Source organism: Klebsiella sp. EMBS2024, from assembly GCF_036233805.1.
GTDB lineage: Bacteria > Pseudomonadota > Gammaproteobacteria > Enterobacterales > Enterobacteriaceae > Klebsiella > Klebsiella pneumoniae.
The window spans coordinates 1372076-1389913 of the sequence record NZ_JAZARW010000001.1 but is presented as its reverse complement, the minus strand read 5'-3'; the positions used below and the strand labels follow the sequence as shown (position 1 = coordinate 1389913).

The 17838-nt window shown below is 58.7% G+C and carries 18 protein-coding genes; 3 read left to right on the top strand and 15 right to left on the bottom strand.

From position 1 onward, the window contains the following. Positions 1-40: 40 nt before the first annotated feature. Positions 41-295, bottom strand: a complete 255-nt coding sequence (gene cedA, locus VZP09_RS06290; RefSeq protein ID WP_008807754.1) for a cell division activator CedA — start codon at positions 293-295, stop codon at positions 41-43. A 190-nt stretch (positions 296-485) separates the two neighbouring features. Between cedA and katE the strand changes: the two genes are divergently transcribed. Further along, complete coding sequence (gene katE / locus VZP09_RS06285) at positions 486-2744, top strand: catalase HPII (RefSeq protein WP_087791379.1); 2259 nt, start codon at positions 486-488, stop codon at positions 2742-2744. 57 nt (positions 2745-2801) lie between these two features. Here katE and chbG read toward each other — a convergent pair whose 3' ends face one another. The 8 genes from chbG to osmE form a co-directional block, all read right to left on the bottom strand. Beyond that, on the bottom strand, positions 2802-3560 hold the full coding sequence (gene chbG / locus VZP09_RS06280) for a chitin disaccharide deacetylase (RefSeq protein WP_004183684.1): 759 nt from the start codon (positions 3558-3560) through the stop codon (positions 2802-2804). A 12-nt stretch (positions 3561-3572) separates the two neighbouring features. Beyond that, complete coding sequence (locus VZP09_RS06275; RefSeq protein WP_016530008.1) at positions 3573-4919, bottom strand: 6-phospho-beta-glucosidase; 1347 nt, start codon at positions 4917-4919, stop codon at positions 3573-3575. Positions 4920-5029: 110 nt separating this feature from the next. Beyond that, complete coding sequence (chbR, locus tag VZP09_RS06270; RefSeq protein WP_002901552.1) at positions 5030-5854, bottom strand: transcriptional regulator ChbR; 825 nt, start codon at positions 5852-5854, stop codon at positions 5030-5032. A gap of 27 nt (positions 5855-5881) precedes the next feature. Beyond that, complete coding sequence (gene chbA, locus VZP09_RS06265) at positions 5882-6229, bottom strand: PTS N,N'-diacetylchitobiose transporter subunit IIA (protein ID WP_004140356.1); 348 nt, start codon at positions 6227-6229, stop codon at positions 5882-5884. A gap of 53 nt (positions 6230-6282) precedes the next feature. Next, entirely contained in the window at positions 6283-7641 is a 1359-nt protein-coding gene (chbC, locus tag VZP09_RS06260) for a PTS N,N'-diacetylchitobiose transporter subunit IIC (RefSeq protein ID WP_004148091.1), read from the bottom strand. Positions 7642-7652: 11 nt separating this feature from the next. After that, the gene (locus tag VZP09_RS06255) at positions 7653-7769 is read right to left on the bottom strand and encodes a hypothetical protein (RefSeq protein WP_014907779.1); all 117 of its coding nucleotides are present in this window, start codon (positions 7767-7769) and stop codon (positions 7653-7655) included. A 19-nt stretch (positions 7770-7788) separates the two neighbouring features. After that, the gene (gene chbB, locus VZP09_RS06250; RefSeq protein ID WP_002901547.1) at positions 7789-8109 is read right to left on the bottom strand and encodes a PTS N,N'-diacetylchitobiose transporter subunit IIB; all 321 of its coding nucleotides are present in this window, start codon (positions 8107-8109) and stop codon (positions 7789-7791) included. Positions 8110-8387: 278 nt separating this feature from the next. Continuing rightward, positions 8388-8726, bottom strand: coding sequence for an osmotically-inducible lipoprotein OsmE (osmE, locus tag VZP09_RS06245; protein ID WP_002901544.1), 339 nt, complete (start codon positions 8724-8726; stop codon positions 8388-8390). Between the two features lie 282 nt (positions 8727-9008). Here osmE and nadE point away from each other — a divergent pair, with 282 nt between their 5' ends. After that, positions 9009-9836: an ammonia-dependent NAD(+) synthetase gene (gene nadE / locus VZP09_RS06240; protein WP_004151921.1), complete on the top strand. Its 828-nt coding sequence runs from the start codon at positions 9009-9011 to the stop codon at positions 9834-9836. 100 nt (positions 9837-9936) lie between these two features. Further along, on the top strand, positions 9937-10800 hold the full coding sequence (cho, locus tag VZP09_RS06235) for an excinuclease Cho (RefSeq protein WP_002901541.1): 864 nt from the start codon (positions 9937-9939) through the stop codon (positions 10798-10800). A gap of 87 nt (positions 10801-10887) precedes the next feature. On the opposite strand, the gene spy is transcribed toward cho, so the two are convergent. The 6 genes from spy to astC all read right to left on the bottom strand — a co-directional run bounded on the left by spy (position 10888) and on the right by astC (position 17740). Next, the gene (gene spy, locus VZP09_RS06230; protein WP_004217130.1) at positions 10888-11373 is read right to left on the bottom strand and encodes an ATP-independent periplasmic protein-refolding chaperone Spy; all 486 of its coding nucleotides are present in this window, start codon (positions 11371-11373) and stop codon (positions 10888-10890) included. Positions 11374-11716: 343 nt separating this feature from the next. Next, a complete protein-coding gene (gene astE, locus VZP09_RS06225; RefSeq protein WP_032414806.1) occupies positions 11717-12682 on the bottom strand; it encodes a succinylglutamate desuccinylase in 966 nt (321 codons plus the stop codon). Between the two features lie 9 nt (positions 12683-12691). Further along, positions 12692-14017: an N-succinylarginine dihydrolase gene (astB, locus tag VZP09_RS06220; protein WP_021312936.1), complete on the bottom strand. Its 1326-nt coding sequence runs from the start codon at positions 14015-14017 to the stop codon at positions 12692-12694. Further along, the gene (gene astD / locus VZP09_RS06215) at positions 14014-15492 is read right to left on the bottom strand and encodes a succinylglutamate-semialdehyde dehydrogenase (protein WP_004151922.1); all 1479 of its coding nucleotides are present in this window, start codon (positions 15490-15492) and stop codon (positions 14014-14016) included. The genes astB and astD overlap by 4 nt, the downstream gene beginning before the upstream one ends. Beyond that, positions 15489-16523, bottom strand: a complete 1035-nt coding sequence (astA, locus tag VZP09_RS06210) for an arginine N-succinyltransferase (protein WP_004183681.1) — start codon at positions 16521-16523, stop codon at positions 15489-15491. Before astA ends, astD begins: the two co-directional genes overlap by 4 nt. Next, complete coding sequence (gene astC / locus VZP09_RS06205; RefSeq protein WP_032424857.1) at positions 16520-17740, bottom strand: succinylornithine/acetylornithine transaminase; 1221 nt, start codon at positions 17738-17740, stop codon at positions 16520-16522. The genes astA and astC overlap by 4 nt, the downstream gene beginning before the upstream one ends. Between the last annotated feature and the right edge of the window lie 98 nt (positions 17741-17838).

The window sequence follows — 17838 nt, the reverse complement described above, 5'->3', positions numbered from 1 at the left end:
CCGCTGATCATTCAGCGGTTTTTTTATTTCTGCAGCCGACTCAGGCTTCAATCTCACCTTCCTGACGCACCTGGTTAGCCCAGCGCTGCGCCGACTCCGGCACGCTGAATGCCGGTGAGCGACGGAAATGCTCCCCCATCAGCAGAAAAGCGACATACTTCCCGCGCAAAATCCAGACATCGCGAAAATGGTCCATTTTCACGGCATGTTCCGGGGGCGCAGGCTCCACGCGCGGCACGTAGCTAATGACAGGGCGATTTTGTTGGCGCAATGGTTTCATAACAAATGGATTCACTAAACATAGCGGGAAACAGAAACCTCTATCATAGCCGATTGTGGCCCCGTTCGTCGCCCCTTCGCCGCCGATGCGCATTTTAGGATAACTCCCTGCCCCCTCGCCGGGCGCAGACAGCGTAATGTTCTATAGTTAGAAGGGTTTTGGTCTATCAACGACCACTTTTAGCAATGAAAGCAGGAGACGAGTAATGTCTGATAAGCACCCGAACCCTCACCAACAGCAGGCACCGGTCCACGACAGCGAGGAAGCGCAGCCGGGTCTCGATTCGCTGGCGCCGGACGATCGGGAGTGGCGCCCCACGCCGAAACCTACCGCTCCGGGCGTCGAACCCACCGCCCCAGGCAGCCTGAAAGCGCCCGATACTCATAACAGCAAACTGGATTCCCTGGAGGCGCAACGCAAAGGGGGGGAAGATTTTCCGCTGACCACCAACCAGGGCGTGCGCATTGCTGACGATCAGAATTCGCTGCGCGCCGGTAGCCGCGGCCCAACGCTGCTGGAAGATTTTATCCTGCGGGAGAAGATCACCCACTTTGACCACGAGCGTATTCCGGAGCGTATCGTTCATGCCCGCGGCTCTGCCGCCCACGGCTACTTCCAGCCCTACAAAAGCCTGGCTGCGTTGACTAAAGCCGATTTTCTTTCGTCAGCCGATAAAATCACCCCGGTGTTTGTACGCTTTTCCACCGTGCAGGGCGGCGCGGGGTCGGCGGACACCGTCCGCGATATTCGCGGCTTCGCTACCAAGTTTTACACTGACGAAGGGATTTTTGACCTGGTGGGCAACAACACACCGGTCTTCTTCATCCAGGACGCGATGAAGTTCCCCGACTTTGTCCACGCCGTGAAGCCTGAACCCCACTGGGCCATCCCACAGGGGCAGAGCGCCCACGATACTTTCTGGGACTATGTTTCCCTGCAGCCGGAAACGCTGCACAACGTGATGTGGGCGATGTCGGATCGCGGCATCCCGCGCAGCTATCGCACCATGGAAGGCTTCGGGATCCATACCTTCCGTCTGATTAATGCCGAGGGCAAAGCCACCTTCGTTCGCTTTCACTGGAAACCGGTCGCCGGCAAGGCGTCGCTGGTGTGGGATGAAGCGCAGAAGCTGACCGGCCGCGACCCCGATTTTCATCGCCGCGATCTATGGGAGGCCATCGAAGCCGGGGACTACCCGGAATTTGAGCTTGGCCTGCAATTGATCCCCGAAGAGAATGAATTTGCTTTTGACTTCGACCTGCTCGATCCCACCAAGCTGATCCCCGAGGCGCTGGTGCCGGTGCAGCGGGTTGGCAGAATGGTCCTCAACCGCAACCCGGATAACTTCTTTGCCGAAAATGAACAGGCGGCCTTCCATCCCGGACATATCGTCCCGGGCATTGATTTCAGCAACGATCCGCTGCTGCAGGGGCGTCTCTTCTCTTACACCGATACGCAAATTAGCCGCCTGGGTGGGCCGAACTTCCATGAAATCCCCATCAACCGTCCGACCTGCCCGTATCATAATTTCCAGCGTGACGGGATGCACCGGATGGACATTGACACCAATCCGGCCAACTACGAGCCCAACTCGATTAACGACAACTGGCCGCGCGAGACGCCGCCTGCCGCCAAACGCGGTGGCTTTGAGTCCCTCGCCGAGCGCGTCGACGGCGAAAAAATCCGCCAGCGCAGCCCTTCGTTCGGCGAATATTACGCCCAGCCGCGTCTGTTCTGGCTGAGCCAGACGCCGATTGAACAGCAGCATATTATCGATGGTTTCAGCTTCGAACTCAGCAAAGTGGTCCGCACCTGGATCCGCGAGCGGGTGGTCGATCATCTGGCCCACATTGATACTAAGCTTGCGGAAGCGGTTGGGGCGAACTTAGGCATCGAACTGAGCGACGATCAGCGCAACATTACCCTGCCCGCCCCGGTCAATGGCGTGGAGAAAGACCCCAGCCTCAGCCTCTACGCCGACGCCGAAGGAGATGTGAAAGGTCGCGTGGTGGCAGTCCTGCTCAACGAACGCACCTCAGCGCAGGATCTGGTTCAGCTCCTGCAGGCGCTGCAGGCCCAGGGCGTGCACAGCAAGCTGCTCTACTCGCGAATGGGCGAAGTCATTGCCGACGATGGTTCTCCGCTGCCGATCGCCGGCACCTTCGCCGGCTCCCCGTCGCTGACGGTGGATGCGGTGGTGGTGCCCGGCGGCGACCTCAGCGCCCTGAGTCAGAGCGGTGACGCGCCCTATTACCTGCTGGAAGCCTATAAACATCTGAAGCCGATCCTGCTGGCAGGGGATGCGCGGCAGCTGACGTCCGTTCTGCATGTTCCGACCCAAGGTGAAGAGGGGGTCATCGTCACCGATGCGCTCGACACGCCAGCGGCGGACAAACTGCTCGCCCTGATGACGGCCCACCGCGTGTGGTCGAGAAGCCCGAAAATCGCCGCTATTCCGGCGTAGTAAAAAGCCCGGCACGCTGTGCCGGGCTTGATTCACTTTCCCTTTCCCCCGTCGGGCTTACACGTCGCGGTAGGTTCCCAGACGATAACCCCGGTCGGCCACCGCCGCTTTCAGTGAAGCAGATGTCAGCACATCAAGCTCATCCAGTCGCGGATAGCAGTAGGCGCTGCCCATAATGATCCGATCGACATAAGCCGGATGACACATCACCTCCAGGGAGCGCTCCCCGCGGGCGATGGAGGCATCCAGCGTCTGCAGAAACAGTTCCTCAGAGACCGCTTCGCCGTAAAACTCGCTGCTGAAGCCGGCGCTGCTGCGCGCCGCCTGCTGGTCGAGCCCACTCTGCGCCGCCACCTGGCGGTCAATACGTAACGCAATGCCCTTCTCGCGGGCAAAGGCCGCGACGATGGGATAAATCTGGGCGAACATATGAACATGGTGATGGCTGTCGATATGCGTCGGCTCATGGCCGAAGAGTTCGACAAAACGATGGTACTGACACGCCAGCTCGTGGGCGATCTCTTCCAGCGGCAGGCTATCTTCTTCCGCCTGCTGCCAGATCCATTTGCCCAGCCGGCCATCGCGGGTTAATCCCGGCATGGCCGACAGCGGCTCGCCCAGCGTCAGTACAAAGTGCATACCGACCGCCAGCTCCGGAGTACTGCGGCTCAGCTGGGCGGCGTGGTCAATGGCCGCGCCGTTGACCAGCGCGGTGGTCGATGTCACCACGCCGTTGCGACAGGCCTCGATAATGCCGTAGTTCTGCCCTTTACTGAGGCCGAAGTCGTCGGCATTGACGATCAATACGCGTTCCATTTGCTACTCCCGTTACGATTTTAGTTTTTCGATCGTCGCCGCAAAGTTCGGCAGCCATTTTTCATGCGCCAGAATCATCTCCCGCGCCAGCTGTTCGGCGTCACGATCGGAATGGATCAGCGGGCTTAAGTTCAGCGCCAACAGGACATCGTTCAGCTCACCGCTGATCGCCGCCTGGCTGGCCGCCACTTCGAACCCCTTGATGGTGTAGATAAGCCCTAACACCTTCTCATCGAAATGAGTAATGCGCGGCGTCGGCTTCGCGCCGTCGCGGCCTAAGGTGCAGCTCATCTCTACCGCCCAGTCCGCCGGGATATTATCGACATGGCCATGATGCGGGATATTCACATAGTGCTCAGTCTGCTTGTCGTTATAGATGGCATTGATTACTTCGCAAGCGGCATCAGAGTAATAGGCCCCGCCGCGCTGCTCCAGCTCCTTCGGCTTAACGTTAAGATCCGGGTTTTTATACAGCTCGAACAGCTGTTTCTCCACCTTCTGCACCACCTGGGCGCGCGCACCGCCTTTGTAGTACTCGCCCATCTCAATCGCCAGCATCTCTTTTGGCTTAAAGTAGTAGAGCAGGTAAGAGCATGGGATCAGGCGCAGGGAGCGGATCAGCCCTTCGCTAAACGGCAGGTCGAAGATGTTTTTCACCGAGTTCGCGGTCAGACGGCCGGAGGCCACGCCGTCCAGCAGTTCATCGAAGCGCGAGACGCCGTTAACCAGCACGTCGCGGACGAACACCAGGTGGTTCAGACCAAACAGGTCGATATTCAGCTCATCGCTCGAGCTCAGCTGCAGCACGTCGGTGATGAACATCTTCATGCCGATAGGAATGTTGCACACGCCGATAAAGCGTTTGAAATTGGTGTGGCGATAGACCGCCTCGGTGACCATGCCCGCCGGGTTGGTAAAGTTGATGATCCATGCGTCGGGGCAAATTTCCTGCACATCTTTCACGATATCGAAAATCACCGGGATGGTGCGCAGTCCTTTAAACAACCCGCCCGCCCCGTTGGTCTCCTGACCCAGGTAGCCGTGACTCAGCGGGATGCGCTCATCTTTTTCACGCGCCTTCAGCTGGCCCACGCGCAGCTGGGTGGTGACGAAATCTGCGCCCTGCAGCGCTGCGCGGCGATCCAGCGTTTTATAGACTTTCATCGGCACGCCGGCTTTTTCCACCATCCGCTGGCACAGCGCGTGGATAATATCGAGCTTCTCCTGGCCCTCTTCGACGTCTACCAACCACAGTTCGCTTACCGGCAGTTCATGATAACGTTTCAGAAATCCTTCCAGTAATTCCGGGGTATAGCTGCTGCCGCCGCCAATAGTGACTACTTTTAATTTCTGGCTCATCTTTTTCTCCCTTAGGCGCTGCGCCTGGACGCAGGCCGCTCTCCGCAACAATGCGGACAGTTAACTTGAATGATTTTCGGTATAAACCTGGCGGCGAACGCCGCGCGGGTTTAATTAATACTGGTCAAATGTTTGCGATAACTGCTCGGCGTAAACGACGTCAGTTTTTTAAAGGTTTTAATAAACAGGCTCGGACTGCTGTAACCTGATTCATACGCAATATCCGTCACCGAATAATTGGTAATTTCCAGCTGTTTTTTGGCAAAGTTGATACGGATATCATTAATTATCTGCATCGGCGTTTTACCATAATAGCGCTGGGTCGCCCGGGTTAAATATTCCTGCGTTTTTCCGGATAAGCGAACCATATTTTCGAGAGCGCCTTCACCGAATTTCAGCTTATCATGCATGGCTTCCACGGTATTTTTTAACCATTGCGGCGTCACGTCGGCAACCGGCTCTTCACGATAGTGGCGTAAACGGTTAATGACATAAAAGGAGACCAGCTCGATAAATTCGTCAAATTCCGTTTCGCGAAAATTGAGTGAGGCGATGACCGACTCAACGTAGCCGAGAAAAGCGCTCTGCACGGCGTAGACTTGCGAAGCCACCAGACCAAACGGCAGCAGCGGCAGGTAGTGTTTCTCAAAGAAGCGTCTGCTGATGCCGACGTTAAGGATGCGCGTCGCCCCGAACTCGTAAAAGCTCTGGTGGTGCGAGCCCATCGGGATAAAGACGAAATCCCCGCGCTCCAGCAGCACCCGTTTGCCATTGATCTCCTGGTAATAGCGCCCGGTTAACACCACGGTAAATTCGTAGTAATCATGCTGGTGAAGCCCGCTCACGCTTTCCGTTTTGTTATAGATGACCACATGAAAGTTCTTCCCGTTGAACAGCTGTTGTTCTCTGGCGGTACTGATCTCGGTGGTCATCATTCTGGGCTGCCTCATCGTCGCGATGGCCTATTGTACCTTCTCGTGCAGCTCAATCAATTCGGCCACCAGCTCACGAGCCAGCATGGAGGTCATCAGATGGTCCTGGGCATGCACCAGCACCAGGCTGACCTTCATTTTCCCTTCGCCCTCGTCGCTTTCGATAAGCTGGGTCTGCACGCGATGCGCCTCGCTCAGCGCCTGGCGCGACTGCTCCATCATCGCTTTCGCTGCCGCAAAGTCGCCCTGCTTCGCCTGCTTCAGCGCGCCATAGGCCAGGCTACGGGCTTGTCCGGAGTTGATAATCAGCCCCATCACTACCTCTTCGAGGTCATTTTCCGGGGTCTCTACCGCGTCGATGTTGTCCAGATCAAACATAATATTTCCCTCATTTATCAGGCGGTACGGGACGCTGCCCGTACCGCGCGGTATCAGAATTTCAGTGCGTTAGCGATGTCTTCTTCGCTCTCTTCCTGCTCGATAACGGTCTGCGCTTTATTCGACAGCACCACAAACGGCAGGTAGACCAGGGTAGCGACGCCAAGGTTGAACAGGGCCACCAGCAGGGCGGCAACGCTGCCGTTACTGTTAAAGAACGCTCCCAAACCGGTCGGCATAGTCCACGGCGCCAGGTTGGTCACCGGTGGGATAATCCCCAGGCTGTAGGCCGCCAGCGTAATGGCCGCCAGAATCGGCTGAACCAGCACGAACGGGATGAACATCACCGGGTTCATGATGATCGGCAGACCAAACAGAATCGGTTCGTTAATCTGGAAGATGCCTGACGGCAGCGCCAGCTTGGCAACCTGACGATGGTCAGCGCGGCGAGAAGCGATAAAGATGGCGATAATCAGACCCAGCGTCGCCCCGGAGCCACCCAGCAGGATGTAGGAGTCGAGCATCGGCTTAGCCCAGAAGTGGAACTGTTTGCCCGCTTCGATGGCCGCATCAACAGAGCCGTACTGGTTGTACAGCGCGATGTTTTCCAGCGCCCACGGCGTCATGATGCCGTTATCCAGGGCGGTAAGCGCCAGAGAACCGTGCACACCGAAGAACCACAGCAGAGAGTTAAAGATAACGTATGCCCAGCCAACCACGCTGCCCATCGCCGCCAGCGGCGTCGAGATAGAGTCCATGATGATCTGGTGGAAGTTGCTGCCATAGCTCGCCAGGGCCCACGAGATAATGCCGAAGATGGAGAGGATCAAGAAGCCCGGGATCAGCGCTGAGAAAGAGCGTGATACCGACCCCGGCACGCTGTCCGGCAGTCTAATCACCCAGTTGCGACGGATCACGAAGGTGAACAGTTCCGCAACGACCAGACCGATAATCATCCCGGAGATGATGTTCTGCCCGCCCAACCAGTTGGCGCCCACCGCATAGGCTTCGCCCACGCTATACGGGGTCACGGTCATGAAGGCCGCCACCGCCAGCAGGCCAGCTGCCATCGGGTCAACTTTGCGCTCTTCCGCCAGCGCGGAACCGATAAAGAACGGCGCCATTAGCGACATAATCCCGAGGGTGCCGTTATAGACGTTTCCGCCGATAGCCTTAAAGCCGTTTAAGGTTTCAATGGTGGAGGCATCCAGGCGAATGCCCATGGAATAAAAGAAAGAGCCTTCGCCGAAGCTCAGAAAAACGTTGTTAATTAACACAAACATGGCCCCGGCGAGGGTCAACGGCATTAATTTAATAAATCCATTTTTTATTGCATTAATATGNGGCTGCTTTCCTATTTTCACTGCAAAAGGAAGGAGTACCTTTTCAAGCGAATCGATCACTTTACTCATAGTCAATACCCTTAAAAGCCGCAATAAACTATTACGGCGATGATGTATGAAATTACTCTTTGACGGGAAAATAAACTCATTATTTTTTGACGTCCGGCAACAGGCAGCCGCCAGGCGTCAAAATACATCGAGTTTTAAAAGTTAAAATTATTGTGCTGCAGCTTTCTTAATAGCCGCGACGGCGGCTTTCAATACCCCTAAACCATCAACTTTGCCATAGAGTAGGGAGTCGATAACTTCAACCGGTTTATTCGGCAGCAGGCGCTGAATTTCCGGTAACATATACGCAATTTGTGGCCCTAATAATACTACGTCGGCTTCCGGCCCTTTTTCGCCCGCGAGGGTTTCGGGATAGGCTTCAATAATGACCGGGACTTCATATTTTTCCGCCTGCGCCCGCATTTTGGAGACCAGCAGTGACGTGGACATGCCTGCCGAGCAGAAGAGATAAATGTGTTTCTTTTCCATGAACGCTTCCTCAATGTGTGAGACCAGGGCCTTCAGTAACCGCTGAGAGCCGGTAAGACTGGTAACATCCGGTTAATTCTGTTTATGAGTTGAGTATACGGCAAGCTGAGCCGCCAGGATAATTCGCTGTTGAACAGAATTGTCTCTCATTGACCTCCGGTTTTGACTACCCTCACATTTTCATCCAAATAATTCGCGCAATTAAATAAGCATCATGACTCACAAAAAAGCCCGACCAGTGGTCGGGCTTACGTAGAAGTCAGTAAACAGTAGGAAGCTTACCTGGCGTTGCGCGGGTCGGTATCATACTCGGCGCAGGTCTGGTAGCCGGAGTTCATGACGTGACCCGTTTCGTCGAGGGCCACAAAGTAGGTTTCAACTTTACCATCTCGTTGACCGAGGATATAGGTCTGGCAGGTGCCGCGGGCATGGACCATGGTGACTTCCGTTGAAGGTTTGCCGGCGATCTGCATCACCTGCTGACGCGACATCCCTTTCTTCACATCTTTCACCACCGGCTGGGTAAACTGGTCTTTGGTACGATCGTAAGCGGTACAGCCCGCCAGTAAGGTTAACGCGACGGTGACGCCCAGTATTCCTGCTAAGCTTTTGTTCATTTTGGTTCCTCTTTTCTACTGTGTAACGATAAGCCTGGAATAAATAGTGTTATTTTTCAAGCCGAACAGCGAAATCATGTCAGGTTATGTTATTGCGTAAACAGGATTGTTCTGCCGACGTCGGACGGCGGCGCAATGCGCGGTACAGCATCTATAATGAAAACCTATGTCATTGATTGCCTTCTTTTCCGGCAGTCAAAACCCCGGTCCTTGTCGTTTCAGCGGCAAAGAGGTAGCTTTAAGCCAACAGCTTGCCAAACAGATTCACTTTCGGAGGGCGCGATGACGCTACAACAAGAGATTATTCAGGCGCTGGGCGCAAAGCCGCAGATTGATGTCGCAGGCGAGATCCGCCGCAGCGTCGATTTCCTGAAGTCATACCTGCAGACCTACCCGTTTATTAAATCGCTGGTGCTGGGTATCAGCGGCGGTCAGGACTCCACCCTGACGGGAAAACTGTGCCAGATAGCGATTAACGAACTGCGTGCCGAAACCGGCGACAGTAGCCTGCAGTTTATCGCCGTCCGTTTACCCTATGGCGTGCAGGCTGATGAGCAGGACTGCCAGGACGCCATCGCATTTATCCAGCCTGACCGGGTGTTGACAGTCAATATTAAAGCTGCGGTGCTGGCCAGCGAACAGGCGCTGCGCGAAGCAGGCATCGAACTGAGCGACTTCGTTCGCGGAAATGAAAAAGCCCGTGAGCGAATGAAGGCCCAGTACAGCATCGCCGGAATGACCAAAGGAGTTGTGGTCGGTACCGACCATGCGGCGGAAGCGATTACCGGCTTTTTCACCAAATATGGCGACGGCGGCACCGACATCAACCCAATTTTCCGCCTGAACAAACGTCAGGGCAAACAGCTGCTGGCCCATCTCGGCTGCCCGGAACATCTGTATAAGAAGCTGCCCACCGCCGACCTGGAAGACGATCGCCCCTCCCTGCCGGATGAAGTGGCCCTGGGTGTCACCTACGAGAACATCGACGATTATCTGGAAGGCAAAACGCTGGACCCGAGCATCGCCAAAACGATCGAGGGCTGGTATCTGAAAACCGAACACAAGCGTCGGCCGCCGATCACCGTCTTTGACGATTTCTGGAAAAAATAGTCTCTCCCCCCGCCCCGGCCTGCGCCGGGGTTATTTTTTGTCCTTTTCGCCGCAAAAATGGCCTGCTATACTGGATGGATAGACAGTACCAGGAGTTATTGTGGCCAGAAAGCAATCAGCCCCGCGTCTCGAGTTTGAGGCGGCGGCGATCTATGAATATCCCGAACATCTTCGCCCGTGGCTGGAGGCGCTGCCGAAGCTGCCGGGCGTCTATCAGTTTCACGGCGACAGCGACACGATGCCGCTCTATATCGGTAAGAGCGTCAACCTCCGCAGCCGGGTGTTATCCCACCTGCGCACCCCTGAAGAGGCCGCGATGCTGCGTCAGTCGCGGCGTATCACCTGGCAGCGCACCGCTGGCGAGCTGGGAGCGCTGCTGCTGGAGGCGCGGTTGATTAAAGAGCAGCAGCCGCTGTTTAACAAGCGGCTACGGCGTAACAAGCAGCTCTGCGCCTGGCTACTTGCGGACGACCGGCCGCAGATTGTCTATGCCCGTGAGGTTGATTTCTCGCACCAGCAGCATCTCTATGGCCTGTTCGCCAACCGGCGGGCGGCGCTGCAGATGCTGCAGAGCCTCGCTGACGAACAGCGCCTCTGTTATGGCCTGCTTGGTCTGGAACCGCTCAGCCGCGGCCGCGCCTGCTTTCGCTCCGCGCTGGGCCGCTGCGCCGGGGCCTGCTGTGGAAAGGAGAGCGTGGAGGCGCACAAAGAGCGCCTGCTGGCGCAGATGAGCAGACTGCAGCTGGTGTGCTGGCCGTGGGCGGGGCCCGTGGCGCTGGAGGAGCGCGGCCCGGACATGACGCAGTATCACGTCATTCATAACTGGCTGTGGCTGGGCGCCGTTGAATCGCTCGACCAGGCGGCGGAGTTGACCCGTCTGCCCGCCGGATTTGACCAGGATGGTTACAAGATCCTCTGTAAGCCTTTGCTCAGCGGAGACTATCCGCTGCATCCGCTTGGCTGAGAAGCCACCAATAAAAAACCGCCGGCCCTGCCCAACGCCTGATGGCATTATTGGGCAAGACCGGCGGTCTTGATTCAGTGCGCTACATTATTCAGCAGGTGCAGGCATTTTACCTGCCGGCGCGTTGCGTTCTGTCAGATGCTTCTCAAAATTAGCATTGAACTGTTTTTTCTGCTCTGGGGTCAGAATGTTGTAGATCTTGTTCTGCGTTTCCAGGCGGGACAGCGCCATCGCTTTATGCTGCGCTTCCATCTTATCGATCTGCGCTTCCGCCTTCGCCTTATCGAAGGTGTCGCTGGCGATCAGATCGTGCATCGCGCGGCGTTCTTCAAGGGACGGACGTTTCATATTTTCGCGCTGGCTCTTCATGATGTCGCGGATCTGCTGCTTCTGCGCATCGGTCAGGTTCAGGCCTTTAAACATCATGTCATGCTGACCCGGGCCGCCTTTATGATGCATCATCATCGGCTTGCTGTCGCTCGGCGCGGTGGTGGTATCGGCGGCGTGTGCCAGGTTAGCCGCGCCCAGAGCCAGAGTAGAGGCAACAAACAGTGCAGTGAGTTTCTTCATCATTCAATCCTTACTTTACGTTATTCTTACGGCGCGTTGCCGTGTTGACGAGATTAACTTTACGACGTTAATCGTCAATTAGTCAGAGCAAGAGTAAAACAATGAAAGTGTAAAAAACAGTTTCTCGCCAATTATGGAGAAAATAAGGAATTTAGCCGAAGAATTGCAATAAAAAATAAATAACTTACTGTTTTGCAGAGAAATTATGGAGAGTATAAAGGAGGGGGGATTAAAAACAAAGCATTTTACCAGGAATAATCTGCAAATTTACACTGGGGCACGAAAAAATAAGATGGCGAAAAAAGACGCGCGAAATAAAGCAGGCCGCCTGGCGGACGGCTTGCCCTCAGGATAATTTCTCCAGCATCAGGCCGGCGCGCAGTCCTTTCGCCACCGTCGGGTTAGGAAACAGAACATACTCCGTCTCATGCCCCACCACATACCGCGTCTCGCCCTCCTCCGCCAGCAGCGTGCCGGGTTCGAAGGGGGTGAAGTTCAGCGTCTGATCCGCCATATGCAAGCGGAAATCATCGCTATGGCGGGTTAGCTGCTGTACCACCCGGTAGCGCAGCGGCGCTGGGGCGTCGGCAATGGCCAGATCCCCCACCAGCAGCCGGGAGAGCGCCCTCTGGACGGCGGCAAACTGCGTCAGATCGTTTTCCCCCAACGGCAGCGCTTTGCCCAGCTCAAGGGTGCAGGCCAGCGCCGCGAACCGTTCGCAGCTGAAGTGGGTGAAGGTCCCGCCGGGCTGGCGATGAAACACCAGCGCCTCCAGCCCGGCACCGCCCAGCCAGTGAAGAAAATCCTCCTCCCACGGCGTATCGCGGGCCGGGAGCACGCCGAAGCGCGGATGTAGCGACCCGCGGATCGCGGTATGCAGATCGAGGTGCCAGCGCGGGCCATCGTGGTCGCGATAAAAGCGGGCCACCGCCTGCTCCAGCCGCTGCGCCCGCTGCGTCTCCTCACTGAGCGGAAACTGCCGCCAGCGCTCGCCAAACATGCGGTTCATATCGCTGTGCAGATAGCGCTTATTCGCCCGCAGCGCTGGTGGGTTGCCGACGATCACCAGCAGCCGCCAGCGCAGCGGGAGCGCCTCCCGGACCAGTCGCTGCACCAGCTGGTCGACTATCTCCACCGGCGCCGTTTCGTTGCCATGAATGGCGCAGGAAAGTACCAGCCCGCGCTCGCAGCGCGCATGCGGCGTCAGCTCAAGGATCCCTTCCCCGAGCCAGTGCCAGCGGAAATGAGCCGTCTCGCCGTGAAAGTGATGGGGCAATCGCCCCGCCAGGGTTAATGCCAGAAAATGTTCCACCGCGCCCCCTTATTGCTGAAATGGATAAACCGAACCGAGCTGCAGGATCTGGGTCAACCGATCCAGCGCGTCGCGCCCTTCCCGCAGCAGCTGCGGGTCGGCGAGGTCGGCCAGGGTGAGACGATCGCGATAGTAGCGATCCACCCAGTCATTGAGGGTGGCAAACAGCGTATCGTTCATCAGGACGTGCGGATTGACCGCCTGATACTCCTCGGCCGTCAACACCACCCGCAGGCGCAGGCACGCCGGACCGCCGCCGTTGGCCATGCTCTCGCGCAGATCGAACACCCGCAGGTCGGCGATAGGATTATCCCCGGCCAGCAGCTCATTGAGGTATTCCCACACGCCGGCATGCTCCTGCGCTTCCTGAGGCAGGATAAGCGCCATGCTGCCATCCGCCCGGCTCAACAGCTGGCTGTTGAACAGATAGGTGGCAACCGCCTCTGCCACCGAGACCCGGCTGGCGGGAACCACCAGCGGCGTAAAACCCGGCACCCGCTGCGCCAGCTGCTGGAGAAGCGTGGTCTGGTCGGCAAAGGCCTGCTCATGGCAGAACAGGACCTGACGGTTGCTCACCGCGATGACGTCGTTATGAAAAACCCCCGTGTCGATCGCCGCCGGATGCTGGCGGGCGAAGATCAGCTGGCGGGGATTGACCTGATTGAGGCGCGCTACCGCCTGGCTGGCCTCAAGGGTTTGCCGCGCCGGATAGCGACGCGGCGCCTCCTCGCTCCCCCGGCGGCGGCCATAGACAAAGAGCTGGGCGCCGGGAGCGCCATACTCGCCGCCGAGACGATTATGGTTCGCCGCCCCTTCGTCGCCAAACCAGGCCGAGGCGGGCAGCGCCGGGTGGATAGCAAATCGCGTGCGGTCGGGGAAAATCGCCTGCAGCAGCGCCTCTGTAGTCGGTGCTTCGCTGGCGCGGTGGAATTTATCCTGCAGATTCGCCACCGTCAGATGCACCAGGCCATCCAGCGAATCGGCGGAGGGACACACCGTCGCCGCGTTCGCCACCCACATCGCCGAGGCCGAACTCACCGCCGACAGCAGATCCGGCTCCTGCTGCGCCACCCGGGCCACCACCTGCTCATCGCTGCCGCTAAAGCCCAGCTGGCGCAGAAGCGGCACGTTGGGACGCTCCTGCGGCGGGATCACCGCCTGCGGGTAGCCGGCGTCGGCGAGGGCTTTCATTTTTTTCAGCCCCTGCTTTGCCGCCAGCTGCGGGTTAGACACCCGATAGCGATGCCGGGTGGAAGCCTCATTGCCAAAGGAGAGCCCGGCGTAGTGATGGGTCAGCCCGGGCAGACCGTCAAAGTTGACTTCGCGGGCGGTCATGACGCCTCCCCGGCCAGAAAGTCGAGCCCCGGGCTCAGGCTGGCGGGCAGCGTCAGGGTCGGCGATTCAAGGCTGGCCATCGGCCAGGCGCAATAATCGGCGGCATACCAGGCCCCCGGACGATGGTTACCGGACGCCCCGGTGCCGCCGAACGGCGCGGTACTCGCCGCCCCGGTCAGCGGTTTGTTCCAGTTAACTATCCCTGCCCGCGCCTCGAGCAGCAGTCGATCGAACTTCTCCCGTTCCGGAGAGATTAACCCACAGGAGAGGCCGAAGCGGGTGGCGTTGGCTAAGGCAATCGCCTCCTCGAAAGTGTCGTAGCGCCAGACCCCAAGCAGCGGGCCAAACACCTCTTCATCTTCGACATTGGCCACGTCGCTCATGTCGACAATCCCCGGCGTTAGCAGCGACGTCCCGGCCTGCAATAACCGCGGCTCCAGCAGGGTGACCGCGCCAGCGGCGACCCGCTGCAGCCAGGCCTGATGCACTTTCTGCGCGGCTTGTTCAGAGATAAGCCCGCCGAGAAACGGCTGCGGCTCGGCGTCCCACGCCGCCGGGATCAGCCGCTGGCTCACCGTCACCAGCCGGGAGAGGAAGGCATCGCCCGCCTCGCCGCGCCGGACCAGCAGACGGCGGGCGCAGGTGCAGCGCTGGCCGGCGGTAATAAAGGCGGACTGGATGGTCAGATGCACCGCGGCATCCACGTCCCGCGGATCGTCGACGATCAGCGGGTTATTGCCGCCCATCTCCAGCGCGAGGATCTTCTGCGGCTGCCCGGCCAGCTGGCGATGCAGATGAAAACCGGTGGTTGAGCTGCCGGTAAACAGCAGTCCGTCGATATCCGCCTGGCCGCTGAGCGCCTCGCCGGTTTCCCGACCGCCCTGCACCAGGTTGAGCACCCCGGCGGGCAGGCCGGCCTGCTGCCATAGTTTCACCACCGCTTCGCCGCTGCGCGGGGTGAGTTCGCTGGGTTTAAAGACCACGGTATTGCCCGCCAGCAGCGCCGGCACGATGTGCCCGTTCGGCAGATGGCCGGGAAAGTTATAGGGGCCAAACACCGCCAGTACGCCGTGCGGCCGGTGACGCAGCGTGGCGGCGCCGTCGGGCAGGTCGCTGTGCTGTTCGCCGGTGCGGACGTGGTAGGCCTTCACCGAGATCGCCACCTTGTTGATCATCGCCGTCACTTCCCCGGCCGCCTCCCAGCGCGGCTTTCCGGTCTCGGCGCCGATAACCGCCGTCAGCTCCGCCTTACTGGCTTCCAGCAGAGCGGCAAACTTTTCAACGATCGCCTGACGGGCGGCAAACGGCAGCCGCGCCCAGGACGGGAACGCCTGGCGGGCAGCCGCCACCGCCTCGGCAACCTGCCCGGCATCCGCCGCCTCGCCCTGCCAGACAACCTTCAGGTTAACCGGATCCTGTTTACTGAAACCTGGCCCACGGCCGGGCCGCCACTCGCCGTTAATCCACAGACTCATGCAGTTTTCTCCTCAGGGATCAGGCGCACCATGCGCACCTGGTCGCCGGCATGACACTTCAGCATATCCAGTTCGCGGGCGCTGAGGGTCAGGGTGTCGCCATCCGGATCGGCATGCACCAGCAGAGCGCGGAACTGGTGATACTGTTCATTCGCCACCAGGCACAGCGGCCAGTCACCGGGCGAGGTTTCACCTGCCTCGGTGGTCACCAGACGGCTTTTGCGGATCGCCCGCACCCGGTCGATGTCGCACTCCAGAGTCGGGCCGCCGTCGAAAATATCGATGTAGTTCAGGTAGCGGAACCCCTCTTTCTCCAGCACCGTCCGGGCCGGGGCGGTCTGCGGATGAACCTTGCCGATCACCGCCTGTGCCTCAGGGGAAAGGAAATCGATATACAGCGGATGCTTGGGCATCAGGGCGGCAATGAAAGCCTTCTGTCCGGTGCCGCACAGGTAGTCGGCACGGGAAAACTCCATGGCGAAAAAGCGTTTGCCCAGGCTCTCCCAGAACGGCGAGTAGCCCTGCTCGTCAATCACCCCGCGCATCTCGGCGACCACCTTCTCATTGAAGCGCTCGCGAAAGGCGGCCATAAATAAGAAGCGTGATTTCGACAGCAGATAGCCATTGCCCTCTTTGCGCCACTGCGGGTCGAGGAACAGGGTGCACAGCTCGCTGCTGCCGGTATGATCGTTGCTGAGAAACAGCGTCGGCAACGCCTGATAGACGTTGAGCTCCTTCGAGGCATGGACCTGGGTGCCGACCCGGTAGTTATACCAGGGATCGTTGAGCCCCACCGCCACCTCGATCGCGCAGATGCCCACCACCGCGCCGCTTTCGCTCTCCTCCAGCACAAAGACATAGCCCTGCTCGCTTTTCGGTAGCTCGCCGCGCCAGGTCTGCTGCGAGCGGGCGATCCGCGCCGCGAGGGTCGCTTCATCCACCGGCAGCGAGGTCAGCCCGCCGCCGGTCTCCGCTGCCAGCTTCAGCAGCCCGGGCAAATCGCCCGGCTCCACCGGTCGAATAACCATCATGATGAGACTCCTGCCACGAAACGCGCGCAGGCCCGCTCGACGCGATCCAGCCCGCTGTTCACCTCTTCTTCACTGACGTTCAGCGCTGGCGCGAAACGCACCACGTTGGCGCCGGCGATTAGAATCATCACCCCCTCTTCCGCCGCCAGGTTACTGAGGGTTTTCGCCTTCCCGGCCCAGGCGTCGTTTAGCACGCAGCCGAGCAGCAGTCCCAGGCCGCGGATCTCCTTGAACAGGCCATAGCGGGCGTTAATTGCCTGCAGGCGTTCACAAAACCACTGATGGCGCTGTCTGACGCCGGAGAGCACTTCCGGGGTGTTGACGATCGACAGCAGTTCGCCGGCCACCGCCCCGGCCAGCGGGTTACCGCCGTAGGTGGTGCCGTGGGTGCCGACGGTCATCACGCTGGCGCAGGCCTCTGTCGCCAGCAGCGCGCCAATAGGGAAACCACCGCCCAGCGCTTTGGCGGTGGTCAGCACATCGGGCGTCACGCCGTAGTGCATATAGGCATACAGCTCGCCGGTGCGCCCGACCCCGGTCTGCACTTCATCGAAAATCAGCAGGGCGTTGTGCTGGTCGCAAAGCTGACGCAGGCCGCGTAAAAACTCGACGCTGGCCGGCACCACGCCCCCTTCGCCCTGCACCGGCTCGACGATCACCGCGCAGGTCTGGTCATTGATTAAGGCCTTTGCCGACTCGAGATCGTTAAATACGGCATGCTGGATCTGCGGCGGCAGCGGGGCGAAATCCCGGGAATAGGCCGGCTGACCGCCCGCCGAGACGGTGAACAGCGTCCGCCCGTGGAAAGCGTTCTGAAAGGCGACGATGCCACTTTTCTCGCTGCCAAAGCGATCGTGGGCATATTTACGCGCCAGCTTGAGCGCTGCCTCATTGGCCTCGGCGCCGGAGTTACAGAAGAAGACCCGGTCGGCGAAGGTAGCATCGATAAGCATTTTGGCCAGACGCAGGATCGGCTCATTGGTGTAGCCGTTGCCGGTATGCCAAAACTTGCCGGCCTGGTCGGTCAGGGCTTCCACCAGACGCGGATGGGCATGCCCCAGCGCGTTCACGGCGATGCCGCCGGCAAAATCGATATACTCTTTGCCCTGCTGATCCCACAGCCGTGACCCGGCGCCCCGCACCGGAATAAACGCCGCTGGCGCGTAGACCGGCATCATCCATTCATCAAAGTGGTTACGCGTAATTGACTGAGACATATCGACCTCTTCCGGTAAATTAAAAGTAGCAATAATGTTAATAAATATGAGTTATTACGCTGTAAATGTAGATTGCACGGTTCGTGCCAGCCAGCGAT